The 19,936-nt window shown below is 33.2% G+C and carries 21 protein-coding genes and 1 other RNA gene; 15 read left to right on the forward strand and 7 right to left on the reverse strand.

Going from position 1 to position 19,936, the window contains the following annotated elements; translation table 11 throughout:
- Positions 1-57 precede the first annotated feature (57 nt).
- The gene (gene xerA, locus ACYSNM_RS05110) at positions 58-978 is read left to right on the forward strand and encodes a site-specific tyrosine recombinase/integron integrase (RefSeq protein ID WP_461755905.1); all 921 of its coding nucleotides are present in this window, start codon (positions 58-60) and stop codon (positions 976-978) included.
- 72 nt (positions 979-1,050) lie between these two features.
- Here the strand turns inward: xerA and rny are convergent, their stop codons facing one another.
- The 4 genes from rny to ACYSNM_RS05130 all read right to left on the reverse strand — a co-directional run bounded on the left by rny (position 1,051) and on the right by ACYSNM_RS05130 (position 3,425).
- Entirely contained in the window at positions 1,051-2,613 is a 1,563-nt protein-coding gene (gene rny, locus ACYSNM_RS05115; protein WP_461753556.1) for a ribonuclease Y, read from the reverse strand.
- A gap of 50 nt (positions 2,614-2,663) precedes the next feature.
- A non-coding RNA gene (ssrS, locus tag ACYSNM_RS05120) (6S RNA) lies at positions 2,664-2,771 on the reverse strand.
- A 53-nt stretch (positions 2,772-2,824) separates the two neighbouring features.
- Positions 2,825-3,127, reverse strand: coding sequence for a cell division protein ZapA (locus tag ACYSNM_RS05125; RefSeq protein WP_461755906.1), 303 nt, complete (start codon positions 3,125-3,127; stop codon positions 2,825-2,827).
- Positions 3,128-3,134: 7 nt separating this feature from the next.
- Positions 3,135-3,425: a hypothetical protein gene (locus tag ACYSNM_RS05130; protein ID WP_461753558.1), complete on the reverse strand. Its 291-nt coding sequence runs from the start codon at positions 3,423-3,425 to the stop codon at positions 3,135-3,137.
- A gap of 185 nt (positions 3,426-3,610) precedes the next feature.
- Between ACYSNM_RS05130 and ACYSNM_RS05135 the strand changes: the two genes are divergently transcribed.
- Both ACYSNM_RS05135 and ACYSNM_RS05140 read left to right on the forward strand, forming a co-directional pair.
- On the forward strand, positions 3,611-5,305 hold the full coding sequence (locus tag ACYSNM_RS05135) for a M23 family metallopeptidase (RefSeq protein WP_461755907.1): 1,695 nt from the start codon (positions 3,611-3,613) through the stop codon (positions 5,303-5,305).
- 195 nt (positions 5,306-5,500) lie between these two features.
- Positions 5,501-6,265 (forward strand): hypothetical protein, encoded by a 765-nt coding sequence (locus ACYSNM_RS05140; protein WP_461755908.1) that lies wholly within the window; start codon positions 5,501-5,503, stop codon positions 6,263-6,265.
- A 97-nt stretch (positions 6,266-6,362) separates the two neighbouring features.
- On the opposite strand, the gene ACYSNM_RS05145 is transcribed toward ACYSNM_RS05140, so the two are convergent.
- On the reverse strand, positions 6,363-7,100 hold the full coding sequence (locus tag ACYSNM_RS05145; protein WP_461755909.1) for a DUF4369 domain-containing protein: 738 nt from the start codon (positions 7,098-7,100) through the stop codon (positions 6,363-6,365).
- 445 nt (positions 7,101-7,545) lie between these two features.
- Between ACYSNM_RS05145 and ACYSNM_RS05150 the strand changes: the two genes are divergently transcribed.
- Entirely contained in the window at positions 7,546-8,121 is a 576-nt protein-coding gene (locus tag ACYSNM_RS05150) for an LOG family protein (protein WP_461755910.1), read from the forward strand.
- A gap of 103 nt (positions 8,122-8,224) precedes the next feature.
- Here the strand turns inward: ACYSNM_RS05150 and ACYSNM_RS05155 are convergent, their stop codons facing one another.
- The gene (locus tag ACYSNM_RS05155; RefSeq protein WP_461755911.1) at positions 8,225-8,548 is read right to left on the reverse strand and encodes a YbaB/EbfC family nucleoid-associated protein; all 324 of its coding nucleotides are present in this window, start codon (positions 8,546-8,548) and stop codon (positions 8,225-8,227) included.
- A gap of 292 nt (positions 8,549-8,840) precedes the next feature.
- On the opposite strand from ACYSNM_RS05155, the gene ACYSNM_RS05160 reads away from it, so the two are divergent.
- The 3 genes from ACYSNM_RS05160 to ACYSNM_RS05170 all read left to right on the forward strand — a co-directional run bounded on the left by ACYSNM_RS05160 (position 8,841) and on the right by ACYSNM_RS05170 (position 12,661).
- Entirely contained in the window at positions 8,841-9,380 is a 540-nt protein-coding gene (locus tag ACYSNM_RS05160; RefSeq protein ID WP_461755912.1) for an NADPH-dependent FMN reductase, read from the forward strand.
- Positions 9,381-9,499: 119 nt separating this feature from the next.
- A complete protein-coding gene (locus tag ACYSNM_RS05165) occupies positions 9,500-11,560 on the forward strand; it encodes a S9 family peptidase (protein ID WP_461755913.1) in 2,061 nt (686 codons plus the stop codon).
- Between the two features lie 66 nt (positions 11,561-11,626).
- Positions 11,627-12,661, forward strand: coding sequence for a PLP-dependent cysteine synthase family protein (locus ACYSNM_RS05170; RefSeq protein ID WP_461753571.1), 1,035 nt, complete (start codon positions 11,627-11,629; stop codon positions 12,659-12,661).
- A gap of 142 nt (positions 12,662-12,803) precedes the next feature.
- Here ACYSNM_RS05170 and rplS read toward each other — a convergent pair whose 3' ends face one another.
- Positions 12,804-13,154 (reverse strand): 50S ribosomal protein L19, encoded by a 351-nt coding sequence (gene rplS, locus ACYSNM_RS05175; RefSeq protein WP_461755914.1) that lies wholly within the window; start codon positions 13,152-13,154, stop codon positions 12,804-12,806.
- An 853-nt stretch (positions 13,155-14,007) separates the two neighbouring features.
- Here rplS and ACYSNM_RS05180 point away from each other — a divergent pair.
- The 8 genes from ACYSNM_RS05180 (at position 14,008) to ureA (ending at position 19,923) form a co-directional block, all read left to right on the forward strand.
- Complete coding sequence (locus ACYSNM_RS05180; RefSeq protein WP_461755915.1) at positions 14,008-14,355, forward strand: hydrogenase maturation nickel metallochaperone HypA/HybF; 348 nt, start codon at positions 14,008-14,010, stop codon at positions 14,353-14,355.
- A gap of 12 nt (positions 14,356-14,367) precedes the next feature.
- Positions 14,368-15,075 carry a hydrogenase nickel incorporation protein HypB gene (gene hypB, locus ACYSNM_RS05185; RefSeq protein WP_461755916.1) on the forward strand — a complete coding sequence of 236 codons (708 nt, stop codon included), beginning with the start codon at positions 14,368-14,370 and terminating at the stop codon, positions 15,073-15,075.
- A 1-nt stretch (position 15,076) separates the two neighbouring features.
- Positions 15,077-15,538, forward strand: coding sequence for an urease accessory protein UreE (locus tag ACYSNM_RS05190; protein ID WP_461755917.1), 462 nt, complete (start codon positions 15,077-15,079; stop codon positions 15,536-15,538).
- Between the two features lie 47 nt (positions 15,539-15,585).
- The gene (locus ACYSNM_RS05195) at positions 15,586-16,536 is read left to right on the forward strand and encodes an ABC transporter substrate-binding protein (protein ID WP_461755918.1); all 951 of its coding nucleotides are present in this window, start codon (positions 15,586-15,588) and stop codon (positions 16,534-16,536) included.
- Between the two features lie 8 nt (positions 16,537-16,544).
- Positions 16,545-17,546 carry a FecCD family ABC transporter permease gene (locus tag ACYSNM_RS05200; RefSeq protein ID WP_461755919.1) on the forward strand — a complete coding sequence of 334 codons (1,002 nt, stop codon included), beginning with the start codon at positions 16,545-16,547 and terminating at the stop codon, positions 17,544-17,546.
- Positions 17,543-18,316, forward strand: a complete 774-nt coding sequence (locus ACYSNM_RS05205) for an ABC transporter ATP-binding protein (protein ID WP_461755920.1) — start codon at positions 17,543-17,545, stop codon at positions 18,314-18,316. The genes ACYSNM_RS05200 and ACYSNM_RS05205 overlap by 4 nt, the downstream gene beginning before the upstream one ends.
- A 10-nt stretch (positions 18,317-18,326) precedes the next feature.
- Entirely contained in the window at positions 18,327-18,827 is a 501-nt protein-coding gene (locus ACYSNM_RS05210) for a GNAT family N-acetyltransferase (RefSeq protein ID WP_461755921.1), read from the forward strand.
- A 793-nt stretch (positions 18,828-19,620) separates the two neighbouring features.
- On the forward strand, positions 19,621-19,923 hold the full coding sequence (gene ureA / locus ACYSNM_RS05215; protein WP_461753583.1) for an urease subunit gamma: 303 nt from the start codon (positions 19,621-19,623) through the stop codon (positions 19,921-19,923).
- Positions 19,924-19,936: the final 13 nt, after the last annotated feature.

Consider the following 19,936-nt stretch of genomic DNA (forward strand, 5'->3'; position numbering starts at 1 on the left):
TTTAACCAAAGTAGCTTTAGTTGAAAAGCTAATTCTTTTTGTACCTTAGCTAAAAAAATGCACAGTAAATATTGGCAGAGTAATATTCGCATGTTTTCTACTTACTTAAAATTAGAAAGAGGGTTGTCGGATAACTCTATACAAAGTTATGTTCTAGATGTACAAAAGTTTATAGGTTTTTTAGAATCCTATCCAGAGGTGGTACAAATAGGGGATATAACCGATGAAATTGTCCAGGAATTTATTTATCAAATACATGATTTTGTTGCACCTACTACCCAAAGTAGGATCATTTCTGGGTTAAAAAGCTTTTTTAATTACTTTGTATTAGAAGGTTATATAGAGCGTTCTCCAGTAGAACATATCGCTAGTCCTAAGCAAGGAAGAAAGCTTCCAATTGTATTAAGTTTAGATCAAATCGATGCCTTAATCGCAGCAATAGATCAAAGTAGCGATCTAGGATATAGAAATAAAGTTATTTTAGAAACGCTGTATAGCTGTGGATTAAGGGTAAGTGAATTAACGCATTTAAAAATATCCGATTTATTTTTCAATGAAGGTTTTATACGAGTAATCGGGAAAGGATCTAAGCACCGTTTTGTGCCTATTGATCCCAATACCATGCAATATATAACCACTTATATAAAGACCATTAGAAGTAAGGTAGAGGTGCAAAAAACAAGTAGTGATATTTTGTTTTTAAATCGAAGAGGCGCTCAATTAACTCGTGCAATGATCTTTACCATTATAAAAGATTTAGTTAGAGAATTAGACTTTAATAAGGAGGTTTCTCCCCATACCTTTCGTCATTCCTTTGCGACTCATTTATTAGATAACGGAGCAGATATTCGTATTATTCAATTGCTTTTAGGTCATGAGAGTATTACAACAACACAGATCTATACCCATGTGTCTTCTCAGAGGTTAAAAGATGTGTTATTGCGCTTTCATCCAAGGGCAAGTAAAGAAGAGTTATAAGGTAAATACAAGCCATAAAAAAAACGTCTAAGAAAGTTCTTAGACGTTTTTTTATAGTATATAAGTAGTAGATTATTTAGCAATGTTAATTGCTCTAGTTTCTCTAATTACTGTAATTTTCACTTGACCTGGATAAGTCATTTCTGTTTGAATTTTCTGTGAAATATCGAAAGACAATGTACTTGCCATTTCATCACTTACTTTTTCACTCTCAACAATAACTCTTAATTCTCTACCAGCTTGAATTGCGTAAGAATTTTTAACTCCATTAAAGTCATTAGCTATGCTTTCTAAGTCTTTCAGACGTTGGATGTAAGAGTCTAATACTTGACGTCTTGCTCCTGGTCTTGCTCCAGAGATAGCATCACATACTTGAACTAAAGGAGAAATAAGTGAAGTCATTTCTATTTCATCGTGGTGAGCTCCAATGGCGTTGCAAACCTCTGGTTTCTCTCCGTATTTCTCTGCCCATTGCATTCCTAAGATTGCGTGAGGTAGTTCACTTTCTGTTTCAGGCACTTTACCAATATCGTGTAGTAATCCTGCTCTTTTTGCTAGTTTAACGTTAAGTCCTAATTCTGCAGCCATTAAACCACATAATTTAGCAACTTCTCTAGAGTGTTGTAATAGGTTTTGACCATAAGAAGAACGGTACTTCATTCTACCAACAACTTTGATTAATTCAGGGTGTAATCCGTGAATACCTAAGTCAATAACAGTTCTTTTACCTATTTCAATGATTTCTTCATCAATTTGTTTAGTTGTTTTAGCAACCACCTCTTCAATTCTTGCAGGGTGGATACGACCATCGGTTACTAAACGGTGTAAAGAAAGACGAGCAATTTCTCTTCTAACTGGATCAAAACAAGATAAAATAATAGCCTCTGGGGTATCATCTACAATTATTTCTACTCCTGTGGCAGCTTCAATGGCGCGGATATTACGTCCTTCACGACCAATAATTCTACCCTTTACATCATCCGATTCAATATTAAATACAGATACACAGTTTTCTACTGCTTCTTCTGTTCCTACTCTTTGAATGGTTTGAATTACAATTTTCTTAGCCTCTTGTTGAGCAGTTAATTTTGCTTCTTCAATAGAGTCTTGTATATAAGCCATTGCATCTGCTTTAGCCTCATTTTTCAAACTCTCAATGATTTGGTTTTTAGCCTCCTCAGCTGTTAATCCCGAAATAGCTTCTAATTGCTCCACTGAAGTGCGGTGTAATTTGTCTATTTCTTCTTGTTTCTTACTGATTACTTCTAATTTGTTATTGTAGTCAGTGATTACTTTTTCGCTCTCTTCTGCCGCTTTTTTGGCCTTAGCTAGCTCACTTGATATCTGAGACTCTTTATCTCTTGTTCTTTTTTCAGCTTCAGCAATTTTTTTATCTCTAGATAAAATAACCTGCTCATGTTCTGACTTAAGCTCAATAAACTTTTCTTTAGCTTGTAATATCTTCTCTTTTTTGATGGCTTCTCCCTCCGTTTTTGCTTCTCGCAATATCGTCTTAGCTTCACCTTGTGTTCTCTGTAGTATAGAAGAAGCGTGATTCTTTTCTAAGTACTTCGCTATGGCAAAGCCTATACCAGCACCTAGTACAACTCCTCCGACGATGAATAATATTCCCATAAATGTTTCAAAATTATATATAAAAAAAGCCCACATTAGTAGAGTTGCATAAACTCTTAAAAAGACAAGTTTTGAGTTAACTTGCTGTTCAAGGATCTGCGCAAGGCAGCATGCTTTAGTAGCAAAGATTCACTCATTTTAATTTGTTAGTGTTGAGTTTATCAAACGGGTTCTAATGTGGGCAGTATCTTTTGTTTAAGAACGTCTTTTGTTATTTTTTCGATAAAATACCTTCTAGTACTTGATCTAATTTAATTAATCGGTCTACCGATTTGTTGTATGACTCTGTAGTGTCTATGGTCTTTTGCTCGCTTTGCGAGGCCAATTGCAAGGCACACATTGCCAAAACATCTTGTTTATCTCTCACAGCATAATTTTGTTCAAACTGATGAATCATCGTTTCGATTTTCTTTGAAGCTGTTCGCAAAGCTTCCTCTTGAGCATAACTAACTGTTAATGGATATACTCTATCTGCTATCGAAATTTTAATTCTTAACTGTTCATCTTTACGCATAAACTAATTATTTAGTGAGCTGAGCGATACATTGATCGATCTCTTTTATTAATGAATTTATCTTGAGTTTTGTCTCTCTTTTTGTTTCTTCACTGCCCAATAAGGAATTCGCAAGTTGCAGGGATTCATACCTCTGGTAAATCTCATCTAATCGCTTTTCATTTTGATGAATTTCCAACTTAGCTTGGTTAAGATTTTCCTTTAACTGATCGTTCTCAGCTTGTAAAACATTCAACCGTTGTACAAGTTTTGCAAACTTAACTTCTAAAGAACTTATTATATCCGTTAGTTCACTCATTATACCTTTTGTTAATCCTTATACTACAAAGTTACAACTTAGTATTTAAATTTAAAAAAGATTTAGCATAAAAAAAAGTCTTTTTCTATAAATAGTATTTTACCTTGTTTTACTAGGGTTGGTTTTGTGGTTAGAATTTAAAAAATAGCTAGACATTATGTATTTTAGCACAAAACAAATATACGATGAAATATAGATTTTTTTGCACTTTGCTGGCAATGAGTGTTTTTGGACTTGGTAATGCCTTGGCCCAAGAGAATTTACAACCTCCTCTAGAAATTCCTTTGCATGCTTCAGGTAATTTTGGAGAATTAAGAGGCACGCATTTTCATGCGGGTCTAGATATTAAAACCCAGCAAAGAACAGGAATAAATGTTTATAGTACACAAAGCGGATATGTCTCACGCATAAAAGTGTCCACTTGGGGGTATGGAAAGGTTATCTACATCACCCATCCCAATGGTCAGACAAGTGTGTATGCTCACTTAGATAAATTTCAAGGAGATATAGCGGATTATGTGTTAAAGAACCATTACGCAAAAAAGGCTTTCGAAATAGAAATGTTTCCCGCTAAAGGAGAATTACCTGTTGAAAAGGGGCAATTAATCGCATTAAGTGGTAATACAGGTGGAAGCGGGGGACCTCATTTGCACTATGAGGTAAGAGATACTAGAACCCAAGAAGTTTTAAATCCTTTTTCCACAGGTTTGGACCAAAGATTAACCGATACAAAGGCTCCTACTGTCAATAGTATTCGCGTGTATCCTTTGCAGGATAAAGCAGCTGTTCAAGGAAAGAGTACTGCCTTTGACCTTGGTTTTAAAGCCAAAGATGCCAACACCATTATTGTGGATACTGTTTTTGCTAAAGGACCAATTAGCTTCGGTATTGATACTCATGATACAGCTGATTTTAATGCCAACAAAAATGGGGTGTACAAACTAAGAGCATATGCAAAGGATCAACTGGTTTTTGGGTATACTTTTGATCGTTTTTCCTTTAGTGAGACCAATTTAGTAAACGCCTTGGTAGATTATCCTTTATATGTAAATAATAGTAGAAGAGTGCAGCGTTTATTTCATCCAAAAGGCTATAATCTGTCGGTTTTAACCAAAGGTCTTGGAAGTGGTATGGTAGAGGTGAAGCCTCAAGATAACTTTGAGTATGTAATTGAATTATGTGACTATCATGGCAATGAACAAAAGGTAATTATTCCTGTTGTTTACAAGGAGCAGACTATTGTCTTGCAAGAGCCTGTAAAAAAGGATTTAAAACCGATTCAAACTCAAAAAGCCTATACTTTCTCTAGTGACTTTGCTACTGTGAATTTAAGGGAAAACTCCTTTTTCGAAGATTTTGATTTGGATTTATCTACTAAAGATGGGGTTCTTTACTTTCACAATCCACAAGTGTATAGTAAGAAAAACATGACAGTGGTTTTTGACACAAGTCAGATGAATATAGAAGATCCTTCTAAAGCCTTTATTGGATTGGTAGGTAAAAACGGTAGTAAATCCTACTATGCAACAACTAAAAAAGGAAGTCAATATTCTATTGAAACAAAGAATTTTGGTCAATATCAAATCATGTATGATACGGTAGCTCCTAGTATTTACGCAGCGAGTTTTAAACCAGGAGATTGGTTGAGTAATGCCACTAAAATTAGCTTTAAAGTGAGTGATGATTTATCGGGGATTTCCTCTATACAGGGCTATATTAATGATAAATGGATTTTATTGGATTACGATTATAAAACAAAGACAATAACCCATTATTTTAGTGATGGTATTGTTGGTTCTTCAAGACAAGATGTTACTATTATAGTAAAGGATAATGTAGGGAATACCAAAGAGTTAAATACTCATTTCTTCAGAAAGTAATCCAGGATTTTTAGCCCTTTAACTAAAGAGTTTATTCCTTTAATAACATAGAGAAATAGAAAACAATAAAGGTATCTAAGAGGTAGAACACTCTTGGGTACCTTTGTTGTTTTAGGTGTTTTTAGAGGGGAATTTTATCTAAAGAATTATAGAAAAATAATGTATCTTTGAGGTAGTAATTTTTTTGAAAAAAATATGAAAAAGGGATACGCCTTATTACTTCTTGCTTTATCTATGGTTGCCTTAGGATGTAAACAAGAACAAACGCCTAAAGTTATCTATAGCGATAAAGTAGTGGAGAAAGAATTAGATCCAAATCAAACAGAGGCCAATGAGGAGGTCAAAGCAGATTTTTTAATCGCTGATTTACCTATTAGTTTCGCTGATTCTAATTATTTAATTCATCCCGTTGGACAGGTAAGAACTTATGGAACAGGCTCCAAATATTCTTCAAAAAAACAATCCTATTCCTTCACTATTTCTAGTTATGTTCCCTTTCAATTAACGGGTAGTTTAGATAACCTAATGTTTCAACATGTGGATTCATTATCCATTTATCCTTTAACCAATGAAGTAGTTAAGATAGAAACAGTAAATTATTTAAAAGAGTTAGCTGATAAGACAAAAAAACATATTTTAGTATATACTCTTAGTGATCAGGATACTAATTTAGATGGTCAAATTGATCGATCGGATATTAAAAGCTTATATATAAGCGATAATCAAGGTAAAAATTTTACTAAACTAAATCCAGAATTACAAGAAGTGTTAGATTGGAGCTTAGTGATTCAAAACAACCGTCTGTACTTTAGATGTATACAAGATGTCAATAAAAATGGGGCTTTTGATAAAATGGATACCATACATTACTACTATGTAGATTTACTAAAAACTCCTTGGGTAACGGTGAGTTATACTCCATTTCAAGATAAACAAAAACAAGAAGAGGTAGAAAATTAATTGTTTCATACCTTCTTTTATCATAAATAACAAAGGGACTATCTAGAAAAGATAGTCCCTTTGTTATTTATATACTCTTTTAGTAGTAGTGAATAAACTACTCTTCAAGAAGTTCTTTATCTAATTGCTTTCTTTCTTGGATGAATTCTGCTAATTGAACTCCATATTTAGAAGCAGCTACTTTTTGATCTAGTGAATTGTAAATGGTGTCTAAAAACTTAGTGTTAGCATCATATAAGTCACTTAAAGCAATATAAGGTGCTACCTCAGAATTTTTATGGTTTAAAGCAAAGTTTACCGCATTTAAGTATTTACGTACCGTTAAGCGCTCACTAACTTTGATTAAAGAGTCTCTTTTAATTGGTTCGTTTAGTTTATCGGCTTGAAAAATATCAATTACCAATTCATTTTGACGGTCGCTTATAATGGAGCGTGTCTTTAAATAATTCTCGTAAACCTCTTGGGTGCTAGATCCTGTAATTTTAGCATCTGCATAAAATTTCTTCAAAGTAGTGTTTATTTGAATTTCCCCAGGCTCTACAAATAAAGGGATTTGATTGTCGGAAGAATTGGTATAACCTCTATCTAGGGTTATATAAAACATCTCAGGAGAATCTACATTGGTAGAGAAAAGGAAGTCAGAATTTCCATCCACTATCAAAGAGTCGATTGCCACAAGGGTAGTATCTTGGACTTTGGCAAGATAAAGTTTTCCTTGTTTGAATCCTTTAACTGTTCCCTTTATAGTTACATTGTTATTTGTGTTTTGGTTATTTTGACAAGAGACAAAGATAACTCCACAGGCAATTAATGCAGTATAAAAAAATTTTCTCATAGTTTACTAAAATAATCTTTAGGCTTAGTATTGGTTATTTTGCTTTTAACCTTGCTCTTTTACTAAAAGCAGATGGAGTACAACCCCTTATAGGGTTAGATTTTAAAGCCCTGCAAATATATATAATAGAAGTTAATAACAATGCTTTATTTCTTAGGATTTCACGGTATTATGTTAAAGTGTTAAAGGCAAACTTTATTTTCTACTGTGTTTGGCTGTATTGCTTTTTGTAGTGTATGAAAACTAGGTGAAGTCTAGCTAAGGCATATCTTTTAATTTGATAAATAGTCTGTTAGGTAAGAATAAATAATGGATTATATCTTTTTTGAAAACAGAGTAGTCATGTATATCTTAAAAAAACACAAGGTGATTTTTTTTGCAAAAGTTAAATTTCAATAGAATAACTTGTATATTAGAGTATTGCAAAATATAATAAAAAACAAATATGAATTATACGGTTTTTTGTGGATCAGGTTCAGGAAGCAGAGCTTCCTTCAAGTCAGAGGCATTTTTATTGGGAACTTTACTAGCTGCTCGAAATATCAACTTAGTTTACGGAGGTTGTAAAGTAGGTTTGATGGGAGCCTTAGCCGATGGAGTTTTATCCAAAAATGGTCATGTAATAGGTGTCTTTCCAGAGTTCCTGGAGAATAGAGAACTTATACATCCTAATCTAAGTGAGTTAATCTTGGTTAAAGATATGGCAGAGAGAAAACGACAATTGCTGGATTTAAGCCAAGGATTCATTGCCTTACCAGGTGGCTTTGGGACTTTAGAGGAGTTTTTCGAAGTTGTTACTTTTGCTCAACTTGGTCTGTTTGAAAAGCCTATTGGCCTTTTGAATTTAGAAGGATTTTACAATCCACTGTTAGATATGATGCAACATATGGTAAAACAAGGTTTTGTGCAAAAAGATACCTTAGATTTGTTTGTAGTTGCTGATAATGTGGTAGACTTATTAGAGAAGTTAAAACATTATAGCCCTTCGTATAGTTCAAAATGGAATCATCTAAATGTTTAAAAAGCCTTTTAAATAGAAAGGATAGAAACAAGAATAGATAGCAAACAAGAAGATGCATCTTTGTTGACCTTCTTGTTTGTTACATCCTTTATATAGGGGGTATCTATTTAAACATGTCCATTCCTGGAATGTTTGGCATACCATCTTTAGCTGCTGCAGCTAATTCTGCTTCGTTGATTTTATCTGCCTGAGAAATAGCGCGATTTAAAACAGTAATTAAGTAATCTTCTAATTGCTCTTTGTCTTGTAATAATTCTTCATTTATATCAAGGCTGCGAATTTCTCTATTAGCAGTAACCGTTACTTTTAATAGTTCATCTGAACTTTGTTGGTCAATTAAAACGGTATCTAATCTCTTTTTAGTTTGCTCTATTTTTTCTTGGGTCTCTTTTAATTTACCCATCATTCCCATTAAGTCTCCGAACATAGTCGTATGTTTTATTTGTTAATAGAGCAAAAATATTAAAAACTTTTGAAGTTTTACTCCACCTTTATGTATCGTGAAAAACTTCTTTTTAATTCCTGTGTTTTCCGAGATTATTATACTTTATGTAGAATAATATTTATCTAATTAAATAGGAAGATTTGTTATAATTTCGTAATTTTAATACATAGGTTTTAGAATTCTTTCTTTTAAGTAAGCAATAATAAGAGCTTTATTAAAAGAATTGTATTTGGAGTTGCAAGGAGTTTTAAATTAATTTAAAAATGGATTAAAGATGAAAAAGATTATCGGATTTGCAGCAAGTACTTCCTCAAAGAGTATTAATAAGTCTCTAGTGAAGTATACACTATCCTTATTAGAGGATGATTTTCAAGTGAAGCTTTTGGATTTAAATGATTTTCCATGTGAGCTTTTCTCAGAAGATCAAGAAAAAATATCTTACCCCGAGGGAGCTTTGCGTTTTTTAGAAGAGATTGCTCAATGTGATGCTATTGTTTGCTCAATGGCTGAGCATAATCGCAACTGGACAGCGGCCTTTAAAAACCTCTTTGATTGGTGTTCAAGAAAAGAATTAAAAGTATTTCAAGATAAAGATATGCTTTTACTTAGTACTTCTGAGGGAAGAAGAGGTGGGCAAAATGCTATGGATGTTTCTCTAAGGGTATTTCCTGAATTTGGCGCTGTTATTTTACAGCATTATAGTCTAGGACAATACAGCGAGAATTTTGATGTAGAAAAAGGTATGACCAATGAGGTGATAAAACATGATTTTTTGACCATAGTAGATCGTTTTAGACAGGAGGTTTTAAAATAATTTTTTTTTTATTCTCCCTTTTTTGTGGCTTAGTACAAGGATAATAATTGAATTAAGCCAATCTTAAAAGGTTTGTTTGACAAACAAAAAGCGTATTTTTGCAGCTTTAATACTACATCATGCAAAAAGATATAAAGGCGCCTTTGGCTAAGAAGATTCCTGTGGAATTGAAAGCTCATAAGGACATTAGAATAGATAATTACTATTGGTTAAACGATAGAGAGAATCCAGAGGTAATAGACTATTTAGAACAAGAAAATCGCTATTACCAAGAGCAAACCAAAGATACTCTTGGTTTTCAAGAAAGCTTGTTTGAAGAGATGAAAAGTCGCATTAAGGAACAAGACAGTTCGGTTCCTTATTTTTATAATGGCTATTATTATATTACCCGCTTTGAACAAGGGCAAGATTACCCTATTTATTCTCGTAAAAAAGGAAGTTTGCAAAGTGAAGAAGAAATTCTTTTCGACTGTAATGAAATGGCTCAGGGGCATGCCTATTTTAATTTAAAAGGTATCAACGTTTCTGAGGATAATAATTGGGTAGCCTTTGCCATAGATACTGTTTCTAGAAGAGAGTACAGTTTGCATATTAAGAATTTACAAACCAATGAAGTTTTAGATTATTGTATTTCTAATACAACAGGAAACTCTACTTGGGCTTCAGATAACAAAACTTTATTTTATTCTAGAAAAGATCCAGAAACTCTAAGAGCAGATAAGATCTTTAAACATAAATTGTCTAGTGATATTACAAAGGATACTTTAGTGTATCATGAAACGGATGATACTTTCGATACTTTTATCGGTAAAGAAAAGTCGCATCGTTTTTTAGTTATTGGAAGTCATAGTACCCTAACTACGGAATACCAAATTTTAGAGGCGGATAATCCCGATGGAGAATTTAGAGTATTTCAAGAAAGAACACATGGATTAGAATATAGTATTTCGCATTTTGGCGAGCATTTCTATATTCTTACCAACTATGATCACGCAGAGAACTTTCAATTAATGAGAACTCCTATTGAACAGACTACTTTAGAGAACTGGACAACTGTTATTGCTCATAGAGAAGATGTTTTGTTAGAAGGTATAGAGTTATTTAAGAAATACTTGGTGGTAAGCGAGCGTTTTGATGGGTTACCTCAAATTAAGATACAACCATGGGATGCTAACCTACCTAGTTATTATTTGCCTTTTGAGAGTCAAACTTATGATGCTTATACAGGGGTGAATATTGATTTTGATACTACTATTCTACGATATGGTTACCAAAGTTTAGCCACACCTGCTTCGATAATTGATTTTGATATGGATACTAAAGAAAAAACCATACAAAAAGAGCAAGAGGTAATAGGGGATTTTGATAAAGATAATTATATAGAGGAGCGCCTTTGGGCTACGGCTAAAGATGGGGTAAAAGTACCTATCTCATTAGTATATAGAAAAGGCATGCAAAGACAAGGAGATAATCCTACTTTATTATATGCTTATGGATCTTATGGATATTCTATGGAACCATATTTCTCTACTACTCGTTTGAGTCTTTTAGATAGAGGATTTATTTATGCTATTGCTCATGTTAGAGGAGGAGAAGAAATGGGTAGAGCTTGGTATGAAGATGGTAAGTTGTTACACAAGAAAAATACTTTTAATGATTTTATTGCTTGTTCAGAGTTTCTAATCGATCAAAAATATACTAATCCAGAGAAATTATATGCTCAAGGAGGTTCTGCTGGAGGTATGTTAATGGGAGTAATAGCAAATCAGGCGGGAAGTTTATATCGTGGGATTATAGCTCAAGTGCCTTTTGTGGATGTAGTAACTACTATGTTAGATGACACTATTCCATTAACTACAGGAGAGTATGATGAATGGGGGAATCCAAACAATAAAGAGTATTATGATTATATGCTTAGTTATTCTCCTTATGACAATGTTACTTGTCAGGATTATCCTCATATGTATGTATCAACGGGATTACACGATTCTCAAGTGCAATACTGGGAGCCTGCAAAGTGGGTGGCAAAATTAAGAGAATTAAAAACCAACGATAAGCAGTTGTTCTTAGATACTAATATGCAAGCAGGTCATGGAGGAGCTTCGGGAAGATTTGAGGCTTTAAAGGAAGTTGCTAAGGAATTTGCATTTATGTTTGCTTTAGAGGGAATAACAAAATAATAAATTTTGTAAATTTGCTAGTAAATAATAAGAGTTTTATAAACTCTGATAAATAATACCATATATATGAAAAAGGAAATCCAAGCTTTTGATAATATATTATCATTAGTAGGAAACACACCGCTTGTTAAATTAGATAGAGTAACACAAAACCTAGAAGGGAACTTCTTTGCAAAAGTGGAGGCGTTTAATGCAGGACATTCGGCTAAGGATAGAATTGCTTTACACATTATTGAAGCAGCTGAGAAAAAAGGTATTTTAAAACCAGGTGACACTATTGTGGAAACTACTTCAGGTAACACTGGATTTAGTATTGCTATGGTAAGTGCAATCAAAGGGTATAAATGTGTTTTATCGGTAAGTGATAAGTCCTCTCCAGATAAGATAGATATGTTACGCGCTATGGGGGCAACTGTATATGTTTGTCCTGCTAATGTAGCTGCAGATGATCCAAGATCTTATTATGAAGTAGCTAAAAGAGTACATAAAGAGTTGCCAGGTTCGATTTATATTAATCAATATTTTAATGAATTAAACACAGCAGCTCATTATAATTCAACTGGACCAGAAATTTGGGAGCAAACAGGTGGTAAGATTACTCATTTTGTTTGTTGTTCAGGTACAGGTGGTACTATCTCAGGTACAGCACAATACTTAAAGGAAATGAATCCAGCTATTCAAATCTTAGGAGTAGATGCTTACGGATCTGTTTTAAAGAAGTATCATGAAACAGGGGAAGTGGATCCAAATGAAATTCACCCTTATAAAATCGAAGGTCTAGGTAAGAATTTAATTCCTACGGCAACTGATTTTACTGTGATTGATAAGTTTATTAAAGTAACGGATAAAGATGCAGCCTTAGCCGCTAGAGAATTAGCTGCTAAAGAAGGATTATTCTTAGGGTATACCTCAGGGGCAGCTTTACAAGCTACTAGACAATATGCTGAGCAAGGAGAGTTTGATAAAGACAGTGTAGTAGTGGTATTGTTCCCAGATCACGGATCTCGTTATATGAGTAAAATTTATAGCGAACAATGGATGAATGAACAAGGATTTTTAGAAGGTCAAGAATCTGCTAATCCAATTCACTATATTAAGTAAGAAATACGTTTTGTACTTTAGTATGAATAAAAAAAGCTATTGAGAAGTCAATAGCTTTTTTTGTATCCTATATTTTAAAGGCAAAAAAAAGAGATTACAATATTTATTGTAATCTCTTTTCTTATTTCTCAGAGAAAGTGAATTATCTTCTTCTTTCTTTGATTTTAGCTTTTTTACCTGTAAGTTCTCTGAAGTAGAAAATACGAGCTCTACGAACTTTACCTCTTTGGTTAACTTCGATTTTCTCTAAAGCTGGCATGTTAACTGGGAAGATACGCTCTACTCCAACGTTACCTGACATTTTACGGATAGTAAAAGTTTCTGTAGATCCAGAACCTCTTCTTTGGATAACTACTCCTTTGAAGAACTGAGTTCTCTTTTTCTCACCCTCTTTAATTTCGTAGTACACAGTGATAGTGTCTCCAGCTCCAAACTCAGGAAAGTCTTTCTTAGCAACTAATTCCTCTTGAACGAATTTTAATAAATCTGCCATTTTTATAATGTATAAATTGTTTTTGTCTAGGGTAACATACACGGACCTCGCCAGAGGTTAGCCCAAATCAGGTGCAAAGATAAAAAATTAAATATAAATACAAACCATAAAAATGAAATACAAAAGAATATTTTTGTGTATTTAACTTGTTGTAAGGTAGTTTGTTAGGGTGTTGCTTAGTCAGGTAATAATAGAAAATAAAGGCAAGTAAAAGCTATTTAACTGCATTTTATTACTATAAGAGGATAGGAAAGCCTATTTTTGCTTGACGGGATTTAAGGGTCGAAAAGTGCTATTTTATAGGTTTTTTTTAAGTGCTTTATTTTCAGGGTTGAATTGTTGTGTAACTATTGTAATTAAAAGGGTTAGCTAACTTTTAGATGAGGTTTTTAATAAAAAAATAAGAAAACTTTATTCTTTTAAATTAGGGTAATTTTATTTTTTTAAGTAATTTAATACTTGCTAATCAATCTATTAGCTAAAAGTGATTCTAGAAGGTATACAAAATAGTAGGTCTAAGCGGATTTTATGGTATATTAGTCAAGATTTGTACTATTTTTGCGTTTGCCTAGATGGTAGTTTTGTCCTGTGTTAAGCCCCCTTTTAAAGGGTGATATATTACACTGCTTTTCAAAAGGCAAAATTCCTTGATACAATAAACACTTTAAAAGCAATACATAGGGTATTAGTAGCCATGTAGTTATCCTCCAGAAAAGTGTGGAAGGTATGCAATATCAAAAAATAAGTTATCCTAAAAATACAAAACTCTTCTTTGTAGTCCACAAAAGATAGAGGTTTTTGGGGCTTTAAATCAAAAATAAAACAGTAAAATAACTAGATAATCCTATTTGTTATGCACGAATTATCCATAGTAAAAGATATTTTTACCACTTTAGAACAGAACTATCAGGCAAAGGTGGAGGATATCGTAAAAATTGAAATCACAGCAGGCTTACTTTCCAATGTTCAGCCTATTTTAATTCAAAATGCTTTTAATGCTTTCTTACAAGACAATGCGCAAAAGTATAAGGAAATGGATTTAGAGGTGGTAGTGCAAGATATTGTGGCCCATTGTCAGGTATGTCAAAAAGATTTTAAAGTGGAGTATCACCGTTTTGTTTGTCCTTGTGGAGAGCCTAGCTCTACTATTGTACAAGGGGACGAACTATTTATATCAAAAGTAATTTTCAAACAATCTTAAATAATTATAACAATGTCAAATCCTAAAAGTCTTGGAAACCGTGTAGGTTCGTTACAGTGTGATAACACTACTTTACATTTATTAAAAGCCAATGATTTTGTGGCTAACGCTATTCGCGAAAAATTAAAGGGAATATGTGTGATTAACGTATGTTCTTCTCCAGGATCTGGGAAAACTACTTTAATGCAAGAAACAGGTAAACGCCTAGGAAAAGAACTAAACATTAGTGTTTTAGTAGGGGATCCTGAAACCGATAGAGACGCTGTGCGTATGAAAGAGGTTGGTCTTAACGCCTTACAGATTGTTACAGGTGGTATGTGTCACATTGAAGCTCAAATGATTTTACAAGCTTTAGATCATATGGACTTAAGTAATATTGACTTATTATTTATTGAAAACGTTGGTAACCTTTTATGTCCTTCTGCTTTTGATTTAGGAGAAGACTATAGAGTTACTTTATTGGCTAGTACAGAAGGAGACGATAAGCCGAAGAAATATCCAAGAATGTTTTTAACTAGTGAATTAATGCTAGTTTCTAAGTCAGACCTTTTACCTTATGTTCCTTTTTCAGTAGAAGCTGTAACTAAAGATGCAAGAGAGGTAAATCCTAATATTGAAGTAATCACTATTAGTACTTTAAAAGGTGAAGGTATGGACCAGTGGTGTGATTGGTTAAAAGAAAGAGTTGCCCTTAAAAAGGAGCAAAGCCAAAACCTATAATATGTCTGGTTTACCTATAAGTATAGATCATATAAACCCTAGCACGTCTAGGGTTTTAGATCCTAGTATTGCAGTATTGCCCATTGAATGGTTTGAGAGTCAAAAAAGCTTTTTTCTTAGAGACGCTTCTAATGGAAGTAGTATCAAATTAGAGAAGAACTTTAAAGGACACTGGCAAAACGGTGATTTGTTATATAGTGGTAATCAATTGATTGCTCAAATTGCTATTCAGCCTTGTTTAACTATTTGTTTTAGTGGGTATACCCCTAGAGAATTAGTGGATTTTTCTTACTATATTGGCAATAGGCATTTGCCCTTGTTTACCAATGCAGCAAAGGATTGTTTATTAGTGGGATATGATGGGAATTTATTTGAACAATTACAAAATAAATTTTCAGATAAAATTACCTTAGTACAAGAGATATTACATCCCCATGCACTTTTGCAAAAGCAATTAAAATAAAATATATGTATAGGAGTATCGTATTGTGTTTGTGTATTGTTGCAACTATGATAAATTATAGTTGTAAGGATAAAGCAAAGGAGTCCCCTTTAGAGATAAAAAACCAGTATAGTGTTATAGATGCTAGTGGCCAAAGGGTTACTTTAGATACAGTAGCTATGCGTGTTGTGGTGCTTTTTGATTCTGTTGTCGATCATGTTTATATGTTAGGGGCACAGGATAAATTAGTAGGTATTCCCTCTACGGTATATCAATACACGGATAAGTTTATGTTTCTATCCTCTATAGATACTCGTATAAAGAATAAAACCATAGCTACCCCTACCTTTAATGGGAGAAGTAGTGATATGGAAATGATTTTAGCCTTAGAGCCAGATCTTGTGGTTTGCTTCAAAGATGATACCCAAAGTATTGAGCAATTAGAGACTCTTGGAGTACCAATTTATAGAGTTTCGTCTCAAAATAAAGAAGATATTCTAGATCAAATTACCGGTCTTGGTGTGTTATTAGGTAAACAACAACGTGCTAAAGAAGTTACCAATTATGTAGAAGCTTCTTTAAAAAATATGCAGGAGTATTCTTCTGATGTAAAGAAAAAGGTGTATTACGCTTGGAGTAATAACAGAGTGTTGTCTACCTCGGGAAAAGGTACCTTAATTGATATGGTTATTGAATTAGCCGGAGCAACTAATGCTTGTCCTTTAGAATTAGAAGCGCCAAATATTGGAGCAGAATCTTTGTATTTATGGAATCCAGATCTTATTGTAGTTTGGAATACTTTACCAAGTGATGTGTATTCTATGAAGGAATTAGCGTCTTTGCCTTGTGTAGAAAATAAACAAGTTTATTCCCTTGAACCTTCCTTTACCTATGATCCTCATACGGTGAAATTTTTATTATTTGCCAAACAGCTTAAACAGTGGTGTTACCAAGTGTGGCAACAAGATGACTTTGACAAGCAGATTAAAGAAGATATGGATTTTTTCTATTTAAAATAAAAGAGTAGATGAAGAAAATACTCCAATACAATGCCTTGTGGATAGTACCACTTGCTATTATGTTTATTTCCATCCTACTTGGATCTACTAAGAACACTACCATTGTAGAGTTTATACATTACACTAAAGAATTATTATTTAGCTCGTCTTCTAAAGCGATGAGCCCAGCAGAAACAATTTTATGGAATGTTCGATTACCAAGGGTGATACTTACTTTTCTAGTAGGAGCTTCTTTGGCTAGTGCTGGAGGAGTTTTACAAGCTATTTTTCGCAATCCTATTGTAGATCCTTTTACATTGGGTATTTCTTCAGGAGCAGCCTTTGGAGCCGCTCTTGCTATGTTATTTCCAATTATTAGTTTGAATATTTCCGCTTTTGTCTTTGGAGTAATCGCTGTGGTGTTAACCTATAGTATTTCTTACGTTGGACAAAAAGCCTCTATTGTAGGTGTGGTTTTATCGGGTATTATCATCTCAGGTATTTTTACTGCCCTATTAACTTTATTGCAGTATATCAGTGATCCTTATAAATTACAGGCCATTATTCAGTGGACAATGGGGAATTTACATACTGCCTCTTGGTCAAAGGTGCAACAATCTATTTTGCCTATTGCATTAGGATTAGGTTGTATTGTAGGGCTAGGGGCAAGATTAAACTTACTTTCTTTGGGAGATCAAGAAGCTAAAGCAGTGGGTATAAATCCTTTTTATTTGAAAATAGCCTTGGTATCAGCAGCTACTTTAATTACAGCAGCTAGTGTTGCCGCAGTTGGAGTAATTAGTCTTTTTGGATTAATTGTACCACATATTTCTAGAATGATTTATGGACCTGATAATCGAGTTGGTGTATGGGCAAATATCTCTATAGGTGGATGCTTTTTACTTGTTATTGACTTATTCTCTCGTACAGTGATGCCTTTTGAATTACCTGTTGGTGTGTTTACCATGATAATCGGGGCACCTATTTTTATTTATTTGATGAAAAAAAGCTTTAATAACTTACAGCAATGATTAATTCGGCGATTATACAACTTTCCAATGTAGAGTTTTCTTATGGAAAGGAACCTATCTTAAAACAAGTAAGTGGCTCTTTTCGTAAAGGAGCTTTTAGCGTTATACTGGGTAGAAATGGCTCAGGTAAGTCTACTTTGTTTAGCGTATTAACTGGTTTGCAAAACAAGTATAAAGGCGATGTTTTTATTGATAATATACAAAGAAGAGATTTGAAAATTGGAGATAAAACCAAAGTTCGCATTGGATTTTTAAACCAATTTCACCAAGCTACCTTTCCTTTTAAAGTGAAAGATGTTCTTCTAACAGGTCGTAGTTCTTTTTTTAAATTCTCTCCCCAAAAAGAGGATTTAGATATGGTAGATCGTATTTTAAAACAGTTCGACTTATATCATTTAAAAGATAAGCCATATACCCAGCTCTCAGGAGGGCAAAGACAATTGGTTCTATTGTGTAGGGTTTTGGTACAACAACCAGATATTTTGCTTTTAGATGAGCCAACTAATCACTTGGATTTAAACTACCAAGTCAAAGTTTTACAAGTTCTAAGAACCCTTGCAGACCAAGGTACAACTGTACTTTGTGTAATGCATGATCCTAATTTAGCTCTGATGTATGGAGATGATTTTTTTGTGATGAGAAAAGGGAATTTAGTGGATTTATCCATTTTAGATCCCCAAGAAATTCATCAGGAATTAGAAAAAACATATAAGATAAAGCTTGATTGTATCCAAAATAAAGAGCATTTACTATACTTCCCTTCTAGATAAGATGATGCAAATGACTAAAATTAATATCCAAAGAGTAGACAATAAGGATTTACCCGCTATTTTGGAGTATGTAAAGCATTTCAGGGCTATTTTATTTCCTATGCTTGATCCATTAATAGTTCCTTTTGATTTAAAAGAATTTAGTAAATATTATGTAGAGTCTACAACAGGAGCTTTTTTGAAAGCTACCTTAGAGGATAATACTATTATAGGTACAATTGGTATGATGCCTTATAAGGATAGGTTTGCTTATTTGGATTATAAAGGTAGAATATGTGTGGAAGTGGCACGGTTATTTATAGAACCTGAATATAGGAGAAACCACTTTGCACAAGAATTGGTTCAATCCCTGATAAAGCTTGCTAAAGAAAAGGGGATAGAAGTACTTTATTTACATACACATCCCTTTTTACCAGGGGCTGTAGAATTCTGGCATAAACAAGGCTTTACTACTATAAAAAAGACCCAAGAAGGAAATTTTACTACTATTCATATGGAGCTAGAATTGTGAATAAGTGTAAATAAAAACCTTTAAAATTGCCAATTTGTTCCTTTAATATACTTTTTTTAAAAGAAAATGTAGTCCTTTTTATTCCTTGTGTAGTAGGGTATTTATTCTTATTATATTGATTTTAAATAAGATATGTCTTTTAAATGCTTGTTTTTTTTAAAATTGCATAATGCGAAAAATAGAAATGGGTTTTTATGCTATTCTAGTCAAGATTTGTGCTAGATTGCACAGTCTTTTATGGCCTATATTTGCCAAAGAAAATAAAACAGAAATAATACAAAATTAATGACACCAAATACTTTTTTAATATCGCCAAAAGCTAAGCTTGTAGACAGTTTGTTTACTGGGGCTTTATCTCAGGTGATGGTGTGTTTAGTATTATTTTTGGAACAAAAATTCCAAAAGCAAAGGCCTTTTAGGGCTTTAAAGCTTTGGAGTTTTGTATCTCTATATAGCAATCTTCGCATATATAGATTAAGGGTGAGCTGTATCACAGATCGCCTAAATTACAAACAGGGGCTTCTTTACTTTAGAGTTCTATCTAGTTTGGTCTAATTGTTTTTTTGCATTTTATAGCCAAGAAAGGATCCTTGGGACTATTTACTTAAAAAATAAATAAATATCTCAGTATCAATTTTTTGCATTTAAATGACAAAAGATGTAAATTAGATGGACAAAAACTGTCCTTTTTTTAAGAACAAAAATTATTTTTTTATTATACAAGAGATACACTCTTCGAAAAGTTCGTGTGATGTTATTTCTTATTGTTTAACTATATTTAAACTATTTCGGTATGCACTTATTACCAAGAGAAACGGAAAAACTTATGTTGCATTTGGCGGGAGAGTTAGCCAAAAAGCGTAGAGCTAGAGGATTAAAATTAAACTATCCTGAATGTATTGCCCTTATTAGTAGTGAATTATTAGAAGGAGCAAGAGACGGAAGATCTGTTGCAGAGCTAATGCAATATGGTGCTACTATTCTAACACGTGAAGACGTTATGGAAGGAGTACCAGAGATGATTCACGATGTGCAAGTAGAGGCTACATTTCCTGATGGAACTAAACTTGTAACAGTACATAATCCAATTAGATAATTAAAAAAAAATC

It is taken from the genome of Myroides sp. LJL116 (assembly GCF_054871685.1).